The organism is Sporosarcina ureae, from assembly GCF_002109325.1.
GTDB classification, from domain to species: domain Bacteria; phylum Bacillota; class Bacilli; order Bacillales_A; family Planococcaceae; genus Sporosarcina; species Sporosarcina ureae_C.
In genome coordinates, this window is sequence record NZ_CP015348.1 from 870470 (window position 1) to 890129 (window position 19660).

The window sequence follows — 19660 nt, forward strand, 5'->3', positions numbered from 1 at the left end:
TACTAACGCACGTGTAGGAGTCGGCTGACCAGTTGAACAAGCAATATGTTAATAAATCATAGTTCAATTGGCTATTGTAGCTCTCCATACATTTGTCGCTGTATGACAGTGTCATTCCTCTTTGAAATGACCCCAACTTGAGAAGCAGACTCTTCTCAAACTTCGGCATTGCTTCCTTTCACTCGCGGTCATAGACGTCACTCTCTCGCTAGGTACTTATAAACAATGCAGCCTCTACGTAAGTCTCGATATTCTTCTGTACTTAGTGTAGCAATAATCGACATCGTTCACAACACCCTTTTACTCGGTCTTCTCAAGGGGAACCTCGATTTGTGCTGGCATTTGCTCTCCTTTCGAATAAATTTGCGGTACCTTCCCTCTAATCAAGCCAATAGCGATAGGGATTTTCTGCTCTACGACACTCTTGCTTGTCGCTAATGGAACGATGATCTGTACATTCACTTTCAACAACAAATTTACTTCTACATAGGCATTGTTAATACCGAATTCTCGTATATCAGTTTCAACATTTGCATGTACATCCCCTACAACATGGAAACGGATAGGAATTTTTGGACCCAAGTTACCAATTAAGGGAATATTGGTTGCTTGCCCAAGTGGAACAAAAAACACGATGCCCTGTTCCTTTTGCATACGATCGGGATTGTATTCAAGATCGCCAAGTGGCGGTAGCATATCCAGATCTCCGCCCTCTGCTCGCTCTAGATGATCTTCTACGAGCTGATGTATTTCGGACATAACTTGGCTAATGATTTCTGCATTGAACTTCGTCGTCACCGTGTCGGTTGTATCGTCGGGGACGTTTTCAATAATTTCATTGACATCATAGACACTGGTAGATCGATTATTGATTGCCTGGCTGATGACGTGACTGGCTATTTTCTGGGTTTGCACTTCGGCGTACTGTGTATAGATCGGCGTTAGTTGTTTGTTGACGGTATAGAAAAATATCGCCACCCCTACTAAAACGGTTGGGATGACAAATCGTAGTATGGTTTTGCCATAATTGTGTCTCTTTGGCCGTTTTTGATTCGTATAAAACCGCATAAAAACGCCTCCTACATCACATTATGCGAAGTAGGAGGCATACATAACTAGCGTTCATTGAAATATTTTCTGCCGTACCAACCGAGTACATCACGAAGCATTTCCGGCATGACATATTCTTTCTTTGCTTCTTTTAATAAAGGATAGAAAAAGCCGAACGTGAACATATCAAGCGTCGCCAGTGTGTAGTTTTCCCCAGGCTTCACTAATCGATTTCCGGCGAATAATTGCCCTTCATGATTGACATATAAATGCTCATGAATCATGCTGCCCATTAATGTACCACGGAAACCAAGCCCCTTGATTGGAAGCTCTGTCCACTTTGGATCAAGCGATTGCTCGTAGATTGTCAGCAGTTCTGCCCCATCTAAATGAACAAGACATGGATTGATGGGATGCGGTAATAAGGAATGTAAGTCACCTTTTGTAATCCATCCTTCCTCTAGACTACCAAGGAAAATCCCTGCATTAAATAATGCACAGTCAGCATCCAAATAGTCGAGTAACGCCCGACCAAACAGTGAAGATAATGGACTATCTCCTGTTAAACGCTGTGATAACGGTGAAGGATTATAAAATACCGGGACTTGTAAAGTTTCTTCCCCTTCAGCAAATAAATCATTCACCTGTTTTATGTCTTCTTCGGACATTTCCATCATTTGCGTTGGGAACACTTCTGCTTTCATATGAATCACTTGATTCGTCATGCGGTCCACATCTACTTGCACATGTCCGACATAATGACCGAACTTTTCAGCAGCCGCGATCAATGTGTCATCAAACCATTCACCGTTTTGCAATAAATGATGTGTATGGCCGCCCAAAATAACATCAATTTCTGGGCATTGTTCAGCTAGCAGACGATCTTCATGAATACCTAAATGGGAGAGGCAAACAATCACATCACATTGAGGGCGCAAGTTACGCGCTACTTCTTGTAATGCTATATGCGGTTCAGTAACACTCCAGCCTAGTTGTTCATAAAACGCGTAATACGGAGCTGTAGCCCCTATAACACCGACACGCACGCCTTCTGCAGTCTCAAACACTTTAGACGTTTTTGCCCAGTGAGGCAGCTCTCCATCTTGATATTTTAAGTTGCAGAGCACTACATCGAAATTCGCATCTTCATATAATGTATTCAACGCTTCCTTGGACATGGTGATTCCTTCATTGTTGCCGATCGTTACAGCGTGGTATCCTGATTTATTTAATAATTCCACATTTCCTTTACCTTCTGTTCCTTCTGTGAATGGGTGAGATCTGTCAATATGGTCTCCGATATCAAATAAAAAACATGCTTCGCCATTGTCTGCCGCTTGCTGCTTACGCTGCGAGAGGAAATAGCGAATTTGCGGCCAGTTTTCAAAATGACTATGTACATCATTCGTATGATAAATGTGAATTGTCGCTACGGTTTCCTTCATAAGTGTCAACCCCAAATCCCTTCATAAATGGAACGCAGTCCAAAGATGAGTAAAATGATGCGTATGACTAAAACCAAAGTTTCTGATTTCATTCTGCTATTTAAGTACGCTCCGAGCATCCCGCCAAAATAAGCTCCTGGCACAACAGGAATCGTATAGAGCCATGGTACGTGACCTAGTGAAATATGTGAAATCGAGTTGACGATGGCTGATAAAAATACCATGAGCATCGATGTCGCGACAGCCACGTGTGGTGGGAACAAGAATAGTAAAATCATGGCTGGCACTATCATCGTACCTCCACCAATTCCGAATAATCCCGAAGTAAATCCAATGAATAATGCTAGTAGAATCGCAAACCATATTGGATAGCCATAGATATGTGTTTTGCCCTGCGGATCAGTAAACTTCATTTTCTTGCCATTGTCAACAAACCATCGAATCGGTTTTAAATATTTTCTTGTTAATAACAGTGTAGATAAAACAATGAGCAATATACCAAAATATAAATTAAATGATTGCAAACTCAAGTTTTTATTAATCAACGCACCGATTATGATGCCCGGAATACTCGCTACAAAAAATAGAAATGCGCTTTTATAATCAATAGTTTTGACTTTCATATATGAAACTGTCGAACCAAGTCCGTTCGCGATCATCATAATGACCGACAAACCGACTACACTCTGCGGCGTAATATCGGGAATCATGCCGAGGTTCAGACCGACAAACAATGTCACTGGAACTAAAATGGTTCCGCCTCCAAGGCCTGCGATGGAACCAATTACACCCGATGCCAATCCAATTAAAGCGAGTACTACAAATTCCATTACTGATCCTCCTCAAACAAATCCATTTGCTTCGTAAGCGGCTGACCATATTCTATGTTGACTAAACTTGCAAACTGTTTAGCGTTCTTGGCTGCATGCTGACCAGAGTTATTATTAAAAATGACAAAAACTTCTTCTGCTTGCTTCTCGAGATGTTTGACGATTTCACTCATACTCTCTAATTCTTTATTGTTATAATCATAAAGATAGCGCACTTTACGCCATGCTTTACTATCCCCCATCGTATTGACCCAACCTTTATCATTCCGTCCGTGGAGACGTAACAGCACTTTTTTATCCGTCGCAATCGGTACAAGTGGCACACTTCCATCTCCCACTTGCGGCTCATCGCAGACGACATGAATGACGTTTAGACCGTTCAAGAAATCCAGTGTCTTCTCTTGATATGCAGGTGAGTACCAAGTTTGATTGCGAAATTCGACGGCAATGGGCAACGGTTGTAATTGTTCGTGAACATAACGAATGCGTTCGACGTTTTCCTTCTTGCAATCGAACCAAGGTGGAAACTGTACAAGCACCATCGCAAGCTTACCCGCTTCGACAAATGACGTCATCGACAATTTAAATTGTGTGAACATCTCTTCTTCAGAATCATACGGTAGTTTTCCACGCTGATGACCTGTGATGCCTTGATACGCTTTCACAACAAATTGGAAATTAGCAGGCGTTTCCTCATTCCACTTATCCATTACTTTCTTTGATTGTATCGCATAAAACGTCGAATCTAGCTCAACAATCGGAAAATGTTTACTATAATCTACAAGTTTTTTATTCGCAACTGTATTTTCATTATATAGGCTTGGATGGTCTCCCCATCCAGTCAGGCCAACATGTATCATGGAAAGTCCCCCTCCTTTTACCTTTAACTTAGTGTATCATATCTTATGTATTTTCGGAAAAATCGCACGTGCAGACTAGGCTTTACTCTATTGTATTTCACTTGATGTAATTGGTTTCATTTCCAATTAAAAAAGCGTCTCGAGATAAGATTCTCGAAACGCTTCTTCTATCATTAGCCTTGCCACGCGCTCATTCCACCACGTACATTCGTTACATTCACGAACCCTGCTTTTTTCAGCTGTGTTGCCGCATTTGAACTGCGCATGCCGCTTTGACAGATGACTATGACTTCTTGATCTTTCTTCAATGTCCCCATTTTATTCGAAAGTAGATTCAATGGGATATTCTTAAATTCCTTTATATGACGTCCTGTATATTCTGCCGGTGAACGTACATCGATTAACTGGACGTTTCGCTCATTCAGTCTATCTTTTAATTGTTCAGTCGAAATTGTTTGCACACCTTTTGCAGGTTTCATTCGCCAAACTACTAAGCCGACGATGAGTGCTATAATAATCCATCCCATACTTGGCGCCTCCTATTAGTGAGTCCATTCTATGATGACGAGGATCACACCCATCACCGCAAATGCTATGTTGCCAATACAAAAGCGTGGAAATAACTTCTTTTCCATCTCTTCAGCCGTTTGAATTGTGCAGCCTCGGTTAAATACAATCTGTTTGAATTTATTCATGCGTCGAGTGCAGCTTGAATACTTGCTGGATCAAAGCCAATTATCCATTTACCATTCAGCTGTGTTTGTGGAACGCCCATCTGACCCGTTATTTCCATTAGACGCTCACCTTCTTCAGGATTTGTAGAGACATTGATCGTCTCGTAAGGTACATGGATTTCATCTAGATAATTCGTCATCATCGTACAATAAGGGCAAGTAGATGACACATATACAGTTGCTTTTTCAGACATGTAAAAAACTCCTCTCCATTTGTTTATATATGTATTATATACCCCGTAAGGTATATAATCAATGAATTGATTTAGCAATAGGATGGTGTTTGTCTTTCATATAATACATGCTATTATATAGAGAGGATCAATTACATACGAAAGGATGGAGGAAAATGAGTGACGTTCTATTGCACCAAATTTTGAGCGAAATGAAAAGCATTAAAACTGACGTCTCTGAGATTAAGTTAGATGTTAGTGCACTCAAGTCAGATGTTAGTACGCTTAAGTCAGACGTTAGTACGCTCAAGTCAGATGTTAGTACACTCAAATCAGACGTTAGTACGCTTAAGTCAGATGTTAGTACACTCAAATCAGACGTTAGTACGCTTAAGTCGGATGTTAGTACACTCAAGTCGGATGTTAGTACGCTTAAGTCAGATGTTGGCACACTCACGTCGGACGTTGAAATACTCAAGACTAATGTCGATGTCCTTAATACAGAAATGGTAGAAGTGAAAAAGGAACAGCAACTGACAAATAAACGGTTATCTTCTATGGAAAGTAAACAGGATATTATCTACCAGCAAACTGGATCCTTAATGGAAACACAAACCAAAACCCTCTCTTTACTCGAACAACTCCAATCAGATGTTGAATTCACCTATCAAAAAACCGCGATGAATGATTTAAAAATCAACCGTATTGAAACACATTCCATTCACAAACACTAAGTAGACAAATAAAAAACAAGCGTGTCTGGATGGACATACTTGTTTTTTATCGTAAATCGATTCATTTTTCCCACTGTATTATCTGCTCGCTGTGTTCACTCGATCTCCTACCAACCGATCTTTTGCCTCATTGTATTGCTGAGCCAATTGAGCGACGTAATCTTTTGTAGGTTGTACTTTATCGATAATACCAATTCCTTGTCCACAACCCCAAATATCTTTCCAAGCTTTTTGACCCGCATCCCCACCGAAGTTCATTTTACTTGGATCACTTTCTGGCAAGTTTTCAGGATCTAAGCCCGATGCACGAATAGATGTAGCTAAATAATTCCCGTGGATACCTGTGAAGTAATTGCTATACACGATATCATCCGAAGTTGCGTCTACAATTGCTTGTTTATATTCGTCAACTGCTCTTGCTTCTTCAGTGGCGATGAATGGCGATCCGATGTATGCAAAGTCTGCACCCATTGCTTCAGCAGCTAATACGCTTCCGCCAGTTGCGATGGAACCCCCTAGCACTAGTGGTCCATCAAACCATTCACGGATTTCTTGAACGAGTGCGAACGGGCTTTTCGGACCAGCATGACCACCCGCTCCTGCCGCTACCGCAATTAAACCATCTGCCCCTTTTTCAATAGCTTTTTTCGCGAACATATTATTGATGACATCATGCAAAACGATACCACCGTAACTATGCGCTGCCTCATAGACATCTTCTCTCGCACCAAGAGATGTAATAATGATCGGAACTTTATACTTTACACACAGCTCCATATCTTCTTGCAATCTTTCGTTGGATCGGTGAACGATTTGGTTGATCGCAAATGGTGCGGCTGGTTTAGTAGGATTTTTGGCATTATAGTCCGCTAATTCTTCTGTAATCTCAATCAACCACTCTTCAAATTGTGCAACTGGTCTTGCGTTTAGAGATGGCATAGAACCAATTATTCCTGCTTTACATTGCTCAATCACAGTCTTAGGATTACTAATAATAAACATCGGGGAGGCAATCACCGGAAGACTCATACTGTTTTTCAATTCTACTAAATTCATCATAAACACTCTCCTTTTATCGTAAGCGCTTTCAAAATGCATTCTGTGTATTTCTGTTACTAACGTAAAAACCGTACTCTTCAAAACTCCTACATCGTCAATACATGTATATACATGTATTTTACTTGATTTTTTTGAGTTGTCAATCAATTTATGAATGAAGATTCATTTTCATGTCGATAAACTTTTGATCTCTTCTATTACTTTCTGTAATGAGGCCAACTTCTCCAGTAAATCCATATACTCTGTTTTGCCAATAGAGCCTTCAATTTGTTCCTGTACTTGCATCCAAATAGGCGTAGCGTTATTTAATTTCTCATACCCTACATCTGTTAACGTAACGACTTTTATTCGCGAATCCTGTTTCGCTCTCTTGATCTGTACATATCCTGAATCGTTTAAAATATTTAAATTACGCGTGACGGTCGTTTGATCCAACAACATAATTTCACCTAATTTACTAATGGATATGTCTGGTGTTGCATAAATATTGCCTAGCATATAATATTGGGTGATTTTTAATCCAGTAGGTTTCAACAGTTGGTTGTACAGTTGTGTAAGTGAACCGGATACCGTACGGAGATTAGCACTGGCGCATACATCAATAATATATTTTGCTTGTTCTTGATCCAAATCCTTTTTCACGACACTCACCCCTTCTTTCAAATGTAGATAGCTAACTTTCTAATGAGCCTTGACATTTTATCCAACACTATATTAGGGTACATGTACGCATATTCTTTTTACAGTTGGGTTCATAGCAGTATGCGTTACACATATATGTATATACATGTAATAGAAGTATATCATGGAAATGGAGGGTAAGAAGAGGATGAAAGAACTTAATTTATTGGACGGTTTGGACTTAGAAGATACGCTGATTGGTGCATTGGGAATTACTTTTAAAGAACTAGATCCAGACAAAGTCGTCTGTGAAATGCCGGTAGGACCGAAAACCGTTCAACCGATGGGATTATTGCATGGAGGTGCGTCCGTGGCGCTCGCTGAGACAGCTGCTAGCATTGCCGCCGCTTTAAACTTGAATCCAGAGACACATTATCCAGTTGGGCTAGAAATCAATGCGAATCATATACGGGGTAAAAAAGATGGCATAGTTACTGCTACCGCCACCCCTTTCCATAGAGGCCGCACCTCAATGGTTTGGGACATTCAAATTACAGATGAAGCAGGTAAATTAATCAGTGTGTCCAGATGCACAATTGCCGTTGTTGAGAAAAAATAGGTCAAGCTACTATCTTCATATAAAAAAACCCTGTTCGCACCAGTAGATGCGAACAGGGTTTAATTGTATTATCCGATTGAACCTTCCATCTCGAACTTGATCAGACGGTTCATCTCTACCGCATATTCCATCGGTAGTTCTTTTGTAAATGGCTCAATGAAGCCCATTACGATCATTTCTGTTGCTTCCAATTCAGGAATACCACGGCTCATCAAATAGAAGAGCTGCTCCTCGGAAACTTTTGATACTTTTGCTTCGTGTTCCAATGAAATATTGTTATTCAAGATTTCATTGTATGGAATTGTATCTGAAGTAGATAGTTTATCCATGATCAACGTATCACACTCAATGTTGGCACGTGCTCCGTCCGCATTACGTCCAAAGTGGACAACTCCGCGATACGTTACTTTTCCGCCGTGTTGAGAGATAGATTTTGAAACAATAGTAGAAGACGTATTAGGTGCCAAGTGCATCATTTTCGCGCCGGCATCCTGGTGCTGTCCTTTACCTGCTAATGCGATGGATAAAGTCAAACCACGTGAGCCTTCACCTTTTAGGATGACTGCTGGGTACTTCATCGTCAATTTAGAACCAATGTTGCCATCGATCCATTCCATTGTCGCATTTTGCTCACATACCGCACGCTTCGTTACCAAGTTGTAGACGTTGTTCGCCCAGTTTTGGATTGTCGTGTAACGGCAATATGCATCTTTTTTGATGATGATTTCAACAACCGCACTGTGTAGAGAGTTTGTTGTGTAAACAGGTGCTGTACAACCTTCTACGTAGTGAACGCTTGCGCCTTCGTCTACGATGATCATCGTACGCTCGAACTGTCCCATGTTTTCCGAGTTAATACGGAAATACGCTTGTAGCGGTGTTTCTACTTTTACGCCAGGCGGTACATAGATAAATGATCCACCAGACCATACAGCAGAGTTCAACGCTGAGAATTTATTATCTGAGTTTGGAATAACTGTCCCCCAATACTGCTTGAATAACTCTTCGTTTTCACGAAGTGCAGAATCCGTGTCTTTAAAGACAATTCCAAGATCTGTTAGTTCTTCTTTCATATTGTGGTAAACTACCTCAGATTCATACTGTGCAGATACACCTGCCAAGTATTTTTGTTCCGCTTCAGGAATACCTAGTTTATCAAACGTACGCTTGATTTCTTCAGGTACTTCATCCCAAGAAGTTTCTGCACCTTCAGATGGTTTTACGTAGTACGTGATTTCATCAAATTTCAATGAATTCAAGTCTCCGCCCCATTGTGGCATTGGCTTACTGTAGAAGATCTCAAGAGACTTCAGACGGTAATCCAACATCCATTGTGGTTCACTTTTCATTCCAGAAATTTCTTCTACGATTTCGCGTGTCAGTCCACGTTCTGAACGGAACACCGAAACGTCCTTATCACTGAAACCATATTTGTAATCGCCGATTTCCGGCATCTGTTTTGCCATTACTATTCCTCCGTCCCATAATTGCTCGTACTATGGCCAAGGTCACTGCGACTCGCCAGAGACTCCCTTTTCCATCGCCTTCCAGCTCAATGTTGCACATTTTATGCGGGCAGGGAATTGCGCGACACCCGATAGTGCTTCTAAGTCGTCAAGATCAATCGACTCATCAATATCTTTGCCTAGCATCATATTTGAAAAAGTATGAGCTAATTGCAATGCGCGCTCTGTTGTTTCACCTTTAATCATCTGTGTCATCATGGAAGCAGATGCCATTGAAATGGAACATCCTTCGCCTTCAAACTTAACATCCTTGACGATGTCGTCTTCTACGTTCATTGTTAAACGGATGACGTCACCACAAGTTGGATTGTTCATGTCGATTGTAACATTACCATTCTCCAAGACGCCTTTGTTTTTCGGGTGTTTATAGTGCTCCATAATTACAGAACGATAAAGTTGATCTAATTTATTAGTAGACATCGTTAAAATACTCCTTTGTTGTGCGAAGTCCTTCCACGAGGCGATCTACGTCATCAGTGGTGTTGTAAAGATAGAAGCTAGCACGTGCTGTCGAAGAAACTTGTAACCATTTCATCAACGGTTGTGCACAATGGTGACCTGCACGAACAGCTATACCATTCATATCGAGTACAGTAGCAACATCGTGAGGATGGACGTCATCCAAATTGAATGTGACCAATCCTGCGCGCTTTTCTGGATCTCTTGGACCGTAAATGGTCAAACCGTCGATTTCAGACATTTTATCCATAGCATAACCAGCTAGTTCGTGTTCATGCTTTTCGATAGCATCCAAACCGATTTCTTCCAGGAAGTCGATGGCTGCACCGAGTCCGATAGCTCCTGCAATAATAGGTGTGCCGCCTTCAAATTTCCAAGGCAACTCTTTCCATGTGGATTCGTATAATCCGACAAAATCAATCATTTCGCCGCCGAATTCGATAGGTTCCATATTATTGAGCAAATCCTTCTTACCGTAGAGGACACCGATACCGGTAGGTCCACACATTTTGTGTCCGGAAAATGCAAGGAAGTCGCAATCTAGATTCTGTACATCTATTTTTAAATGTGGAGCTGCTTGTGCAGCATCCACACACATCACTGCGCCATGTTGATGGGCAATTTTTGTGATTTCTTCAATCGGATTCATCGTACCGAGGACGTTGGAAACATACATGATCGAAACAATTTTCGTTTTGTCTGTAATGGTTTCCCGTACTTTATCAAGTGATAATGTACCGTCTTCTTCTAAATCAATATATTTTAACACGGCGCCAGTTTCTTTTGCGAGCTGTTGCCACGGAATAATATTGGAATGGTGCTCCATATGTGTAATGACGATCTCGTCACCTTCCGAGACATTGGCACGGCCATAACTTTGCGCAACAGTGTTGATAGCTGTTGTTGTACCGCGCATGAAGATCACTTCTTGCGTGGATTTGGCATTAATGAATTTACGGACTTTCTCGCGAGCACCTTCATAGCCGTCTGTCGCGCGATTCCCAAGTGTATGCACCCCACGGTGAACATTCGAGTTATCAAAGCGATAGTAGCGATTCAGTGCCTCAATTACTTGAACAGGCTTTTGTGATGTAGCAGCACTATCCAAGTAGACAAGAGGATGTCCATTGACTTCTTGGTCTAATATAGGGAAATGATTGCGGATGTCTTTGCTGAGCATTAGCGCACTTTCCTTTCAATAACCTCCGTCAATTGTTTTCTAACTCCTGCGATTGGCAATTTGCTAACGACTGGAGCTAAGAAACCATGAATGATGAGGCGTTCTGCTTCTTCTTGTGTAATACCACGGCTCATTAGATAGAACATTTGTAGAGGATCTACACGTCCTACTGAAGCTGCGTGACCTGCTGTTACATCGTCTTCATCGATGAGTAAAATCGGGTTTGCGTCTCCGCGCCCTCTTTCACCCAACATCAGAATACGTGACTCTTGCACTGCGTTAGAACGAGTAGCGCCTTTTGCGATACGACCGATTCCATTAAAGATGGCAGTAGAGTTTTCTTTCATTACACCGTGCTTCAAAATGAAAGCGTCTGTATCAAGTCCCCAGTGTACGATTTCAGATGTGAAGTTTTGTTTCTGGTTACCGCGTCCGACGACTACGGATTTCATATCACTAGATGAACCGTCACCTACTAAATGCGTGATGTTTTCAGAAATCGTATTGCTGTCGTTCATCAGTCCAAGCGCCCACTCAATGCGTGCGTGAGGTCCAGTAACACCGCGACGGTTGACATAAGTTGTCATACCTTCTGCTAATACGTCGACTGCACCGTAGACAATTTTCGCATTCGCCATAGCAAATACTTCAGATACAATGTTCGCTTGAGTTGCCGCATGCTCGATAGTAGAAAGATAGCTTTCTACATATGTTACTTGGCTGTTTTCCTCTGCGACAATTACTACGTGGTTAAATAATGAAGCTTCTTCATTATCGTGAATGAAGAGTACTTGCAGTGGATCTTCGATAACTACGTTTTTAGGTACGTAGACAAATACTCCACCGTTGATCAATGCTGCGTGAAGAGCTGTTAATTTATGCTCATCCACTTTCACACCATTAGTCATCAAGTGTTTCTGCAACAACTCACTGTGTTCGCGTGATGCCGTGAAGATATCCGTCATAATAACGCCTTGTGACTTCAGATCTTCTGACAATGAAAGGTATGCAGGTGTGTTATTGTGCTGCACGTAAATGTTTTGTTGTTGTTCGTCATCAATCAATGCTTTCGCTTCTGTTGGCATTTCTTCCAAGCCCGCGAAGATTGAGCTTTCAACTGTATGTGAAGGGAATTCCGTGAAATTCCACTTTGTAATCTTAGTTTTATCTGGTCTTGGCATTTCGAGTACTTCAGCTTTAGCTAGAGCATTCGAACGAAAATCTGCCATCCAAGCAGCTTCCTCCACTTTTGCGGAATAAGAGCGGACGTCTTGTTCGGTCAATGCCAATGTTGTTTCAACCGTCATTTTGAGTCGTCCCCTTTCTTATGCTTCTTGTCCAACAGTTTCGTCTTCGATACCTAGCTCTTCTTTGATCCAGTCATATCCTTCAACTTCAAGTTTCTTGGCCAATTCAGAACCACCAGTTTTAACGATTTTACCTTGCATGATGATATGCACTTTGTCCGGCGTGATGTAGTCTAACAAACGCTGGTAGTGAGTGATGATCAAGCAACCAAAACCTTCACCGCGCATTTGGTTGATTCCGTTAGAAACAATTTTCAATGCGTCGATATCTAGACCTGAGTCAATTTCGTCAAGTACTGCAAACTTTGGTTTCAACATCATTAGCTGGAGAATTTCATTACGCTTTTTCTCTCCACCAGAGAAACCTTCGTTTAAATAACGAGTTGCCATATCTTCTTCCATTTCAAGAACTTCCATCTTGCTATCCATTTCACGAATAAATTTCATCAATGAAATTTCATCGCCTTCTTCACGACGTGCGTTCACTCCAGAACGGAGGAAGTCTGCGTTCGTTACGCCAGTGATTTCACTTGGATATTGCATTGCTAGGAATAGACCTGCTCTTGCGCGCTCATCTACTTCCATTGCTAATACGTCTTCTCCATCAATTGTAATTGATCCAGAAGTGACTTCATATTTCGGGTGACCCATGATTGCTGATGCAAGCGTAGATTTCCCCGTACCATTGGGACCCATGATTGCATGGATCTCATTTGTATTTATTGTTAAGGTAACACCCTTTAAGATTTCTTTGTCCTCAATTTGGACATGAAGATCTTTAATTTCCAAAATTGCCATTCCAATACCTCCAGTATGATCACGTTGAATGGTTTATCCATTCTCTATTTAGTATCATTCTAATCTTAACTCATATTCGAGTTGGTTGCAAATCTTTAAGAATCATTACAAATATTGAACAATATCATTGGCAGCTTGTGGCTGGCTGCGTTTTTCTTGTTATTTATTTTTCAATTGACTACTAGTGAATGAGAATCAACTGTAGATTGGTACATAAGAATTAGATGAGAAAATAAAGTTGATTGAAAAATGATGAAGTTAGAACTTTTTATGCAGGTTGAGTTTAAAAGCGATTGCTTGGGCATAGTTAGTTACTTAGTAAATGGTTCGGGATGGAAGCTCCAGTTGGGGGACGCTTTCCCATGGGCCCGCGGGAAGAGCCGTAACGAAGAACGGCTTTTGCGAGTAAAAGCGAAGCGTTAGGAGCACATCTTTGCACTTCGCCCCCAACTTCCGCTTCCATCCTACTTTGATAGTACAGGTACTTAGATTATTCATTGAACTAAGTATTTGAATTATTGTTATGTTTAAAATTAATTTAAGTTCAAGTTCAAAGTAGAGTACAATTCTAGCTTTAATGCACAATGAAAAAGTTTTACCTGCTTACATTGTGAAGATAAGCGTAGCATTGGAAGTAGGTTTTTGCACTCGAAATCCCTACTTCAACACTATGCCACCTTTCCCCTATTTCCTATACTTTTGCAAGTCAAAAAGGAGCTGTCACTCTTCGTCATTTGAAATAATGGCGAAGGGGCAGCTCCTTTATATCTCTATACTTTTTTAGTGAAGCGGTCGACGATCATTGCAAGTGCGCCGTCGCCTGTTACGTTTGTTGCTGTTCCGAAGCTATCTTGTGCTAGGTATAATGCGATCATTAATGCTACCATGCCGTCGGTGAATCCAAGCATAGTCGTCAGAAGTCCAGTTGCGGCAACGACTGCACCACCCGGTACTCCCGGAGCTGCGATCATTGTAACACCTAGCATAAAGATGAATTGCAAGTACGCACCAAAGCTAACGTCGAACCCGTTCATCAGCATAACCCCGATTGAACAAGAGACGATGGTAATTGTACTACCTGACAGGTGAATCGTTGCGAATAACGGAACCGCGAAGTTCGTTACGCGTTCTGAAGCACCTGTCTTTTTCGCCTGGCGTAGCGTAACCGGAATCGTTGCAGCAGAAGACTGAGTTCCGATGGCTGTTAAATACGCAGGTAGCATCGTTTTCATTAACATAAACGGATTACGTTTGTTCAATGTTCCCGCCACTGTGTATTGGAAAGTCAGCATGATCAAATGAAGTGCAATAATCATAATGAAAACGAATACGAAGACAGAAAGCACGTTTGCTACTTCCCCTGTATACGTCATATTCAGGAAAATCCCGAAAATATGGAATGGTAGTAATGGTATGATTACAACGGAAATAACCTTATCAATAATCAAATTAAACTCATCAAAAAATGATAACATCGTCTTACCTTTAATCGCTGCCATCCCAATTCCAAGTAAGAATGCCATCAGTAACGCTGTCATAATACCCATCATTGGATCCATTTCCATTTCAAAGAATGCGACTCCAGCTTCACGTGCGCCCTCTGCAATGTCCGTATTAGTCGTTGGTTGAATAAAGTTCGGTAAAATATTCGTTGCTGCTAAATAAGCAAGCAAACCAGCGATAATTGTAGAGCCATAAGCAAACGCAGCAGACATGCCTAGTAGTTTGCCTGAACCTGCCCCGAGCTTTGCAATACTTGGTGCGATAAACGCGATGATGATCAGTGGAACTACAAAGTTCAAGAATCCACCGAATAACATATTAAATGTGGCTGCTAAACGAACGAACCAATGCGCAAATCCTTCATGGATCGTCGGCAATAACAAGCCTAGTCCAATTGCCAGGGCAATGGCAATCAAAATTCGCCAAATAAGCCCTAATTTAAACTTCACAATACGTCCTCCTCAAATACACATATGTATTACTCAAACAAAATTAACTTTACCACATGTCGAAAGAATAAAGAAGATTTTGTTTGGGGTTCATGTAAATTTATTTAGAGGTCGTGGGTTGTCTATGAGCGGTTATGGGAGGTCTATGAGCGAATACGGATGCGAATAGAGCGAATAACATGCCCTATAGAGCATTCAAACGCTTGAATAGAGCGCTTAGCGGGCGTAATAGAGCGCTCACGCAAATGATTGAGCTTAACTAGCCTAATAAAAAACCGGTAGCTGCAATAGCTACCGGTTTGTCTTTGTTTATTGTACTGGAACGACTGATCCAGACCATTCGTCTAAAATGAAGTTTTGGATTTGTTCTGAAGTCAATACTTCGACCAAAGCTTTGATTGCATCACTGTCTTCGTCACCGCTATTAACAGCAATTACGTTAACATAAGGAGACTCTTTATCTTCTAGCGCAATAGAATCTTCCATTGGATTTAAACCAGCGTCGATTGCAAAGTTCGAGTTGATCAACAATGCATCGCCTTCATCATTCGCATACAACTGAGGCATTAATGCTGCTTCGTAGTTCGCATCAAACTTTAGATCTTTCGGATTTTCTACGATATCTCCTACTTCTGCTTTCACTTTTTCTACGTCGTCAGCCAACTTAATCAAGCCTTTTTCCTCAAGCATAGCCAGTACACGTCCGTGATCTGCAACCGAGTTACTGATCAAGATTGTAGCACCTTCAGGAAGTTCTTCAAGTGAATCATATTTCTTAGAGTACACACCGATTGGCTCGATGTGGATTGCACCAGCATTGACGAAATCATAACCGAAATCAGCAATCTGACTTTCTAAGTATGGAATGTGTTGGAAGTAGTTCGCATCCAATTCACCTTCATCCAAATCTTTATTGGGAAGTACATAATCTGTGTAACTTTCAATTACTAAATCATAGCCCTTTTCAGCTAGTAATGGCTTTGCTTCTTCCAAAATGACTGCGTGTGGCGTGTTAGACGCCCCTACTGTCAATGTTGTTTTCTCGCCTTTTTCAGCCTCGTCCACATCTGGTGCTGCCCCGTCCTTGCTATCGTCTTTCGTTCCGCATGCTGCCAGTGCAAGCACTAATACTGCTGCGAATAAACCGAATAAAAATTTCTTCATCTCCACATTTCTCCCTCTCCATTAATGGAATGTTTTATGGTCAACAGGTTACCCTGAAAATCCTATTACCGTTTGTCCAAACGTTTTACAATGAGATCACCAATAATTTGGATGATGAATACGACAACCAATACTAAAATCGTTGCCATGATCGTAACGTCTTCCCTGCTACGCTGGAACCCTTCTAAATACGCAAGTGTACCGAGCCCTCCAGCACCAATGACCCCTGCCATCGCCGTATAGCCGACAAGTGCAATAGATGTCACCGTAATTCCAGAAACCAATGCTGGCATCGATTCAGGCAACAAGACCTTGAAAATAATAGTGGATGTTTTGGCACCCATTGAGCGAGCTGCTTCGATAACCCCTTTATCGATTTCCTGCAACGCGATCAATACCATGCGTCCGTAAAATGGAGCCGCCCCGATGATTAACGCAGGCAATGCCGCATTCGGTCCACGCATGCTGTCAAACAATAACTTTGTAAATGGGATAAGTAAAATAATTAAAATGATGAATGGAATTGATCGGAATATATTCACGAACGCGCCAGTAATAACGTTAATCATTTTATTAGCCCATAATTGTCCTGGGCTAGTCAAAAACAATATAAGTCCAAGTGCGATACCAAAAACGAACGTAAAGAATGTCGAGTATGCGGACATATAGAGCGTCTCGCCTGTCGCAAGCCACATTTTGTCCCAGTCAACATTCGGGAACCATTGCTCAATCATGTAGCAGCACCTCCGTCTTTACTTCATTGGCATCTAAGAAGACGATTGCTTCATCAATGATCGCTGTATCGCCTACCAATTGAAGTACTAATGTGCCATATGCGCCGTCACGCGTAGTCGAAATATTCCCTTGTACGATGTTGACGTCAATTGGAAATTTACGGATTAACTCAGCAAGCACTGGCTGTTCCGTACGCTCTCCAATGAAGGCTAACTTCACTAGCTTCCCTTGAGGTACTTCTTCTTGTAAATGAGCCATCGCTGCATCCGTATCACCAGTATCTGTCACTTGTGAAATGAAACGCTTCGTAATATCAGCCTGTGGAGATTGGAAAACGTCCAACACGTTACCGATTTCCATCACTTTTCCGGCTTCCATGACCGCCACCCGATTACAGATCTTACGAATGACATGCATTTCATGCGTAATCAAAACAATTGTCAGTCCAAGACGTTCATTAATATCCGTTAATAAATCCAGAATAGCATTCGTTGTTTCTGGATCGAGTGCGGATGTCGCTTCATCACAAAGCAATACTTCCGGATCATTTGCAAGGGCACGTGCAATACCGACACGTTGCTTCTGACCGCCTGAAAGTTGTGATGGATACGCCTTTTCGCGTCCTGTCAATCCAACTAAATCAATTAGTTCTTTGACTTTTTGCTTGCGTGCCGATTTCTTCACGCCAGCGATTTCAAGAGGAAACATGATATTCTCTTCTACCGTTCTCGACCACAACAAATTAAAGTGTTGAAAGATCATGCTGATTTTCTGTCGCGCATTGCGCAAGCCTGCACCTTTTAACGTCGTCATTTCCTGTTCATTAATCTTAATACTACCGGACGTCGGAGTTTCAAGACCATTCAGTAGTCTGATCAATGTACTTTTACCTGCTCCGCTGTATCCGATGACGCCGAAAATTTCTCCTTCTTCGATGTCAAATGTCACATCATCTACTGCGACAATTTCTGAACGGTTCAATTGGAACCTTTTATGAACGTTTGCTAGTTGAATCATTTTCCGCACCACCTTTAATTTAAAAAGACCTTCCTGCAGTTGAGCAGAAAGGTCCAACGTATATACATATGTACGTTACCATTTCTCTCATCTATCAAAGCATTACACTTTGAGTGAATTGGCACCATTTCACATATGTGACGGTTGCCGGGCTTCATAGGGCACTTCCCTCCACCGCTCTTTATAAGAGTTACGTATTCAATTGATTATCTACTTATACCATACTTCGAATTCTATTGTCAACTGAGCTTCTCCAGTAGATAAGGTACAGATTGAAAAGCGTAAATTTTTTCTATCGGCTCGCCTTTTCGTTGAATGAGCAAACAAGGAACGCTCTCTACTTCATATTCGATTGCAATATCCTGGACGTAATTCAAATCCGCTTTTCCAATGGGCAATTCCGGTCGCATCGCTTCTATTACCGTTAACATTTTCGAAGCGACTGCACAGGTACCACACATAGGTGTAAATAAATAAAAAGCGGCTATTTGCTCCGCCGCCTTTGCATGTTTCCAGTCTTCGATTGACCAATTATTCATGTGTTCCACCTGCCAAAAATTTAGGATGTACTTTAAAATTGGCGGCAGCTAAAATGCTGGCCAATAGCTTGATAGGCGTCGTCTCCACTTCACGATAGAGACGATCCGTGTATAGGTGTCTAGCTCCCGGATACAGTTGTTTGAACAGCTTACGAATCGATTCACCCGACGCGTCCGCATCCAAAAATATGAAGATTTCATGTTGCTCGTACGGCTCAAGCAGTTCTTCGATGTGGTACGCACTGATGGTACCATTCGTACAAAGAATCTCTACAGGCTCTGCAAGGATCGGCACTAACCGCTTACGATCCGAACCGCCTTCTACAATGAGAACTTTCAGGTCCATGCCGCTTCCTCCTAGAGTGTAAAAAAAACGCTGAGACGTTCCAGCGCTTTCCTTTGTGATGATTATTCAGCTGTCATTTCTTCGTATTGTTCAGCTGTCATTAACGCATCCAATTCAGCTTTGTCATCGATTTCAACTACAACCATCCATGCACCTTCGTATGGAGATTCGTTAACCAATTCAGGGCTGTCTTCAAGGTTTTCGTTCACTTCTACAACTTTACCAGTTAGTGGAGCATACAATTCAGAAACAGTTTTCACTGATTCAACGCTTCCGAAAGGCTCGTCAGATTTCAATTGATCGCCAACTTGTGGGAGTTCAACGAATACGATATCCCCTAGTTCAGACTGTGCAAAATGTGTGATTCCGATACGGTATTTACCGTCTTCTTCTTTTACCCATTCGTGCTCTTCTGAATAACGTAAATCTTTTGGTGTGCTCATGTCGTTACCTCCAAAAATATAATAGTTTATCTATCTTTAGTTTGCCATAGTTCCCGCGTAAAGACAAGA

General features: G+C 41.6%; 23 protein-coding genes and 2 riboswitches. Of the genes, 2 read left to right on the plus strand and 21 right to left on the minus strand.

Going from position 1 to position 19660, the window contains the following annotated elements; all coding sequences use genetic code 11:
- Positions 1-69: 69 nt before the first annotated feature.
- Positions 70-245: riboswitch (Lysine riboswitch) on the minus strand.
- 55 nt (positions 246-300) lie between these two features.
- The 7 genes from yunB to SporoP32a_RS04470 all read right to left on the minus strand — a co-directional run bounded on the left by yunB (position 301) and on the right by SporoP32a_RS04470 (position 5113).
- The gene (yunB, locus tag SporoP32a_RS04445; RefSeq protein ID WP_085426803.1) at positions 301-1068 is read right to left on the minus strand and encodes a sporulation protein YunB; all 768 of its coding nucleotides are present in this window, start codon (positions 1066-1068) and stop codon (positions 301-303) included.
- Positions 1069-1115: 47 nt separating this feature from the next.
- On the minus strand, positions 1116-2495 hold the full coding sequence (locus tag SporoP32a_RS04450; protein ID WP_232319589.1) for a bifunctional metallophosphatase/5'-nucleotidase: 1380 nt from the start codon (positions 2493-2495) through the stop codon (positions 1116-1118).
- Positions 2496-2500: 5 nt separating this feature from the next.
- Positions 2501-3325, minus strand: coding sequence for a sulfite exporter TauE/SafE family protein (locus tag SporoP32a_RS04455; RefSeq protein WP_085426805.1), 825 nt, complete (start codon positions 3323-3325; stop codon positions 2501-2503).
- On the minus strand, positions 3325-4185 hold the full coding sequence (locus SporoP32a_RS04460) for a DUF72 domain-containing protein (protein ID WP_085426806.1): 861 nt from the start codon (positions 4183-4185) through the stop codon (positions 3325-3327). The genes SporoP32a_RS04455 and SporoP32a_RS04460 overlap by 1 nt, the downstream gene beginning before the upstream one ends.
- 173 nt (positions 4186-4358) lie before the next feature.
- Complete coding sequence (locus SporoP32a_RS04465) at positions 4359-4712, minus strand: rhodanese-like domain-containing protein (RefSeq protein WP_085426807.1); 354 nt, start codon at positions 4710-4712, stop codon at positions 4359-4361.
- 15 nt (positions 4713-4727) lie between these two features.
- On the minus strand, positions 4728-4880 hold the full coding sequence (locus SporoP32a_RS16685; protein ID WP_157129922.1) for a hypothetical protein: 153 nt from the start codon (positions 4878-4880) through the stop codon (positions 4728-4730).
- Entirely contained in the window at positions 4877-5113 is a 237-nt protein-coding gene (locus SporoP32a_RS04470; protein ID WP_085426808.1) for a glutaredoxin family protein, read from the minus strand. Before SporoP32a_RS04470 ends, SporoP32a_RS16685 begins: the two co-directional genes overlap by 4 nt.
- A gap of 155 nt (positions 5114-5268) precedes the next feature.
- Here SporoP32a_RS04470 and SporoP32a_RS04475 point away from each other — a divergent pair, with 155 nt between their 5' ends.
- Positions 5269-5826, plus strand: coding sequence for a coiled-coil domain-containing protein (locus SporoP32a_RS04475; RefSeq protein WP_085426809.1), 558 nt, complete (start codon positions 5269-5271; stop codon positions 5824-5826).
- A gap of 78 nt (positions 5827-5904) precedes the next feature.
- Here the strand turns inward: SporoP32a_RS04475 and SporoP32a_RS04480 are convergent, their stop codons facing one another.
- Together SporoP32a_RS04480 and SporoP32a_RS04485 are read right to left on the minus strand one after the other, a co-directional pair.
- Positions 5905-6885 (minus strand): NAD(P)H-dependent flavin oxidoreductase, encoded by a 981-nt coding sequence (locus SporoP32a_RS04480; RefSeq protein WP_085426810.1) that lies wholly within the window; start codon positions 6883-6885, stop codon positions 5905-5907.
- 168 nt (positions 6886-7053) lie between these two features.
- Positions 7054-7527: a MarR family winged helix-turn-helix transcriptional regulator gene (locus SporoP32a_RS04485; protein WP_099625731.1), complete on the minus strand. Its 474-nt coding sequence runs from the start codon at positions 7525-7527 to the stop codon at positions 7054-7056.
- 187 nt (positions 7528-7714) lie between these two features.
- Here SporoP32a_RS04485 and SporoP32a_RS04490 point away from each other — a divergent pair, with 187 nt between their 5' ends.
- Entirely contained in the window at positions 7715-8125 is a 411-nt protein-coding gene (locus tag SporoP32a_RS04490; RefSeq protein ID WP_198166221.1) for a PaaI family thioesterase, read from the plus strand.
- A gap of 68 nt (positions 8126-8193) precedes the next feature.
- Here SporoP32a_RS04490 and sufB read toward each other — a convergent pair whose 3' ends face one another.
- The 12 genes from sufB to gcvH form a co-directional block, all read right to left on the minus strand.
- Positions 8194-9591 (minus strand): Fe-S cluster assembly protein SufB, encoded by a 1398-nt coding sequence (gene sufB / locus SporoP32a_RS04495; protein ID WP_085426811.1) that lies wholly within the window; start codon positions 9589-9591, stop codon positions 8194-8196.
- 42 nt (positions 9592-9633) lie between these two features.
- Complete coding sequence (gene sufU / locus SporoP32a_RS04500) at positions 9634-10071, minus strand: Fe-S cluster assembly sulfur transfer protein SufU (protein ID WP_085426812.1); 438 nt, start codon at positions 10069-10071, stop codon at positions 9634-9636.
- On the minus strand, positions 10061-11290 hold the full coding sequence (locus SporoP32a_RS04505) for a cysteine desulfurase (protein WP_085426813.1): 1230 nt from the start codon (positions 11288-11290) through the stop codon (positions 10061-10063). Before SporoP32a_RS04505 ends, sufU begins: the two co-directional genes overlap by 11 nt.
- Positions 11290-12597, minus strand: a complete 1308-nt coding sequence (sufD, locus tag SporoP32a_RS04510; RefSeq protein ID WP_085426814.1) for a Fe-S cluster assembly protein SufD — start codon at positions 12595-12597, stop codon at positions 11290-11292. The genes SporoP32a_RS04505 and sufD overlap by 1 nt, the downstream gene beginning before the upstream one ends.
- 18 nt (positions 12598-12615) lie before the next feature.
- The gene (sufC, locus tag SporoP32a_RS04515) at positions 12616-13395 is read right to left on the minus strand and encodes a Fe-S cluster assembly ATPase SufC (protein WP_085426815.1); all 780 of its coding nucleotides are present in this window, start codon (positions 13393-13395) and stop codon (positions 12616-12618) included.
- A gap of 770 nt (positions 13396-14165) precedes the next feature.
- Positions 14166-15347: a dicarboxylate/amino acid:cation symporter gene (locus tag SporoP32a_RS04520; protein ID WP_085426816.1), complete on the minus strand. Its 1182-nt coding sequence runs from the start codon at positions 15345-15347 to the stop codon at positions 14166-14168.
- Between the two features lie 309 nt (positions 15348-15656).
- Positions 15657-16511 carry a MetQ/NlpA family ABC transporter substrate-binding protein gene (locus SporoP32a_RS04525; protein WP_085426817.1) on the minus strand — a complete coding sequence of 285 codons (855 nt, stop codon included), beginning with the start codon at positions 16509-16511 and terminating at the stop codon, positions 15657-15659.
- A 65-nt stretch (positions 16512-16576) separates the two neighbouring features.
- Positions 16577-17245 carry a methionine ABC transporter permease gene (locus tag SporoP32a_RS04530; RefSeq protein WP_085426818.1) on the minus strand — a complete coding sequence of 223 codons (669 nt, stop codon included), beginning with the start codon at positions 17243-17245 and terminating at the stop codon, positions 16577-16579.
- On the minus strand, positions 17238-18263 hold the full coding sequence (locus tag SporoP32a_RS04535; protein WP_085426819.1) for a methionine ABC transporter ATP-binding protein: 1026 nt from the start codon (positions 18261-18263) through the stop codon (positions 17238-17240). Before SporoP32a_RS04535 ends, SporoP32a_RS04530 begins: the two co-directional genes overlap by 8 nt.
- 84 nt (positions 18264-18347) lie before the next feature.
- Positions 18348-18453: riboswitch (SAM riboswitch) on the minus strand.
- Between the two features lie 49 nt (positions 18454-18502).
- Positions 18503-18802: a thioredoxin family protein gene (locus tag SporoP32a_RS04540; RefSeq protein ID WP_085426820.1), complete on the minus strand. Its 300-nt coding sequence runs from the start codon at positions 18800-18802 to the stop codon at positions 18503-18505.
- Positions 18795-19148 (minus strand): toprim domain-containing protein, encoded by a 354-nt coding sequence (locus SporoP32a_RS04545; protein ID WP_198166222.1) that lies wholly within the window; start codon positions 19146-19148, stop codon positions 18795-18797. Before SporoP32a_RS04545 ends, SporoP32a_RS04540 begins: the two co-directional genes overlap by 8 nt.
- Positions 19149-19210: 62 nt before the next feature.
- Positions 19211-19591, minus strand: a complete 381-nt coding sequence (gene gcvH, locus SporoP32a_RS04550) for a glycine cleavage system protein GcvH (RefSeq protein WP_085426821.1) — start codon at positions 19589-19591, stop codon at positions 19211-19213.
- Positions 19592-19660 lie beyond the last annotated feature (69 nt).

What these genes read in the sequence shown, in the direction of transcription:
- yunB (WP_085426803.1), bottom strand. Translation starts at nt 1,068, where the DNA reads ATGCGGTTTTATACGAATCAAAAACGGCCAAAGAGACACAATTATGGC.
- SporoP32a_RS04450 (WP_232319589.1), bottom strand. Translation starts at nt 2,495, where the DNA reads ATGAAGGAAACCGTAGCGACAATTCACATTTATCATACGAATGATGTA.
- SporoP32a_RS04455 (WP_085426805.1), bottom strand. Translation starts at nt 3,325, where the DNA reads ATGGAATTTGTAGTACTCGCTTTAATTGGATTGGCATCGGGTGTAATT.
- SporoP32a_RS04460 (WP_085426806.1), bottom strand. Translation starts at nt 4,185, where the DNA reads ATGATACATGTTGGCCTGACTGGATGGGGAGACCATCCAAGCCTATAT.
- SporoP32a_RS04465 (WP_085426807.1), bottom strand. Translation starts at nt 4,712, where the DNA reads ATGGGATGGATTATTATAGCACTCATCGTCGGCTTAGTAGTTTGGCGA.
- SporoP32a_RS16685 (WP_157129922.1), bottom strand. Translation starts at nt 4,880, where the DNA reads ATGAATAAATTCAAACAGATTGTATTTAACCGAGGCTGCACAATTCAA.
- SporoP32a_RS04470 (WP_085426808.1), bottom strand. Translation starts at nt 5,113, where the DNA reads ATGTCTGAAAAAGCAACTGTATATGTGTCATCTACTTGCCCTTATTGT.
- SporoP32a_RS04475 (WP_085426809.1), top strand. Translation starts at nt 5,269, where the DNA reads ATGAGTGACGTTCTATTGCACCAAATTTTGAGCGAAATGAAAAGCATT.
- SporoP32a_RS04480 (WP_085426810.1), bottom strand. Translation starts at nt 6,885, where the DNA reads ATGATGAATTTAGTAGAATTGAAAAACAGTATGAGTCTTCCGGTGATT.
- SporoP32a_RS04490 (WP_198166221.1), top strand. Translation starts at nt 7,715, where the DNA reads ATGAAAGAACTTAATTTATTGGACGGTTTGGACTTAGAAGATACGCTG.
- sufB (WP_085426811.1), bottom strand. Translation starts at nt 9,591, where the DNA reads ATGGCAAAACAGATGCCGGAAATCGGCGATTACAAATATGGTTTCAGT.
- sufU (WP_085426812.1), bottom strand. Translation starts at nt 10,071, where the DNA reads ATGTCTACTAATAAATTAGATCAACTTTATCGTTCTGTAATTATGGAG.
- SporoP32a_RS04505 (WP_085426813.1), bottom strand. Translation starts at nt 11,290, where the DNA reads ATGCTCAGCAAAGACATCCGCAATCATTTCCCTATATTAGACCAAGAA.
- sufD (WP_085426814.1), bottom strand. Translation starts at nt 12,597, where the DNA reads ATGACGGTTGAAACAACATTGGCATTGACCGAACAAGACGTCCGCTCT.
- sufC (WP_085426815.1), bottom strand. Translation starts at nt 13,395, where the DNA reads ATGGCAATTTTGGAAATTAAAGATCTTCATGTCCAAATTGAGGACAAA.
- SporoP32a_RS04525 (WP_085426817.1), bottom strand. Translation starts at nt 16,511, where the DNA reads ATGAAGAAATTTTTATTCGGTTTATTCGCAGCAGTATTAGTGCTTGCA.
- SporoP32a_RS04530 (WP_085426818.1), bottom strand. Translation starts at nt 17,245, where the DNA reads ATGATTGAGCAATGGTTCCCGAATGTTGACTGGGACAAAATGTGGCTT.
- SporoP32a_RS04535 (WP_085426819.1), bottom strand. Translation starts at nt 18,263, where the DNA reads ATGATTCAACTAGCAAACGTTCATAAAAGGTTCCAATTGAACCGTTCA.
- SporoP32a_RS04540 (WP_085426820.1), bottom strand. Translation starts at nt 18,802, where the DNA reads ATGAATAATTGGTCAATCGAAGACTGGAAACATGCAAAGGCGGCGGAG.
- SporoP32a_RS04545 (WP_198166222.1), bottom strand. Translation starts at nt 19,148, where the DNA reads ATGGACCTGAAAGTTCTCATTGTAGAAGGCGGTTCGGATCGTAAGCGG.
- gcvH (WP_085426821.1), bottom strand. Translation starts at nt 19,591, where the DNA reads ATGAGCACACCAAAAGATTTACGTTATTCAGAAGAGCACGAATGGGTA.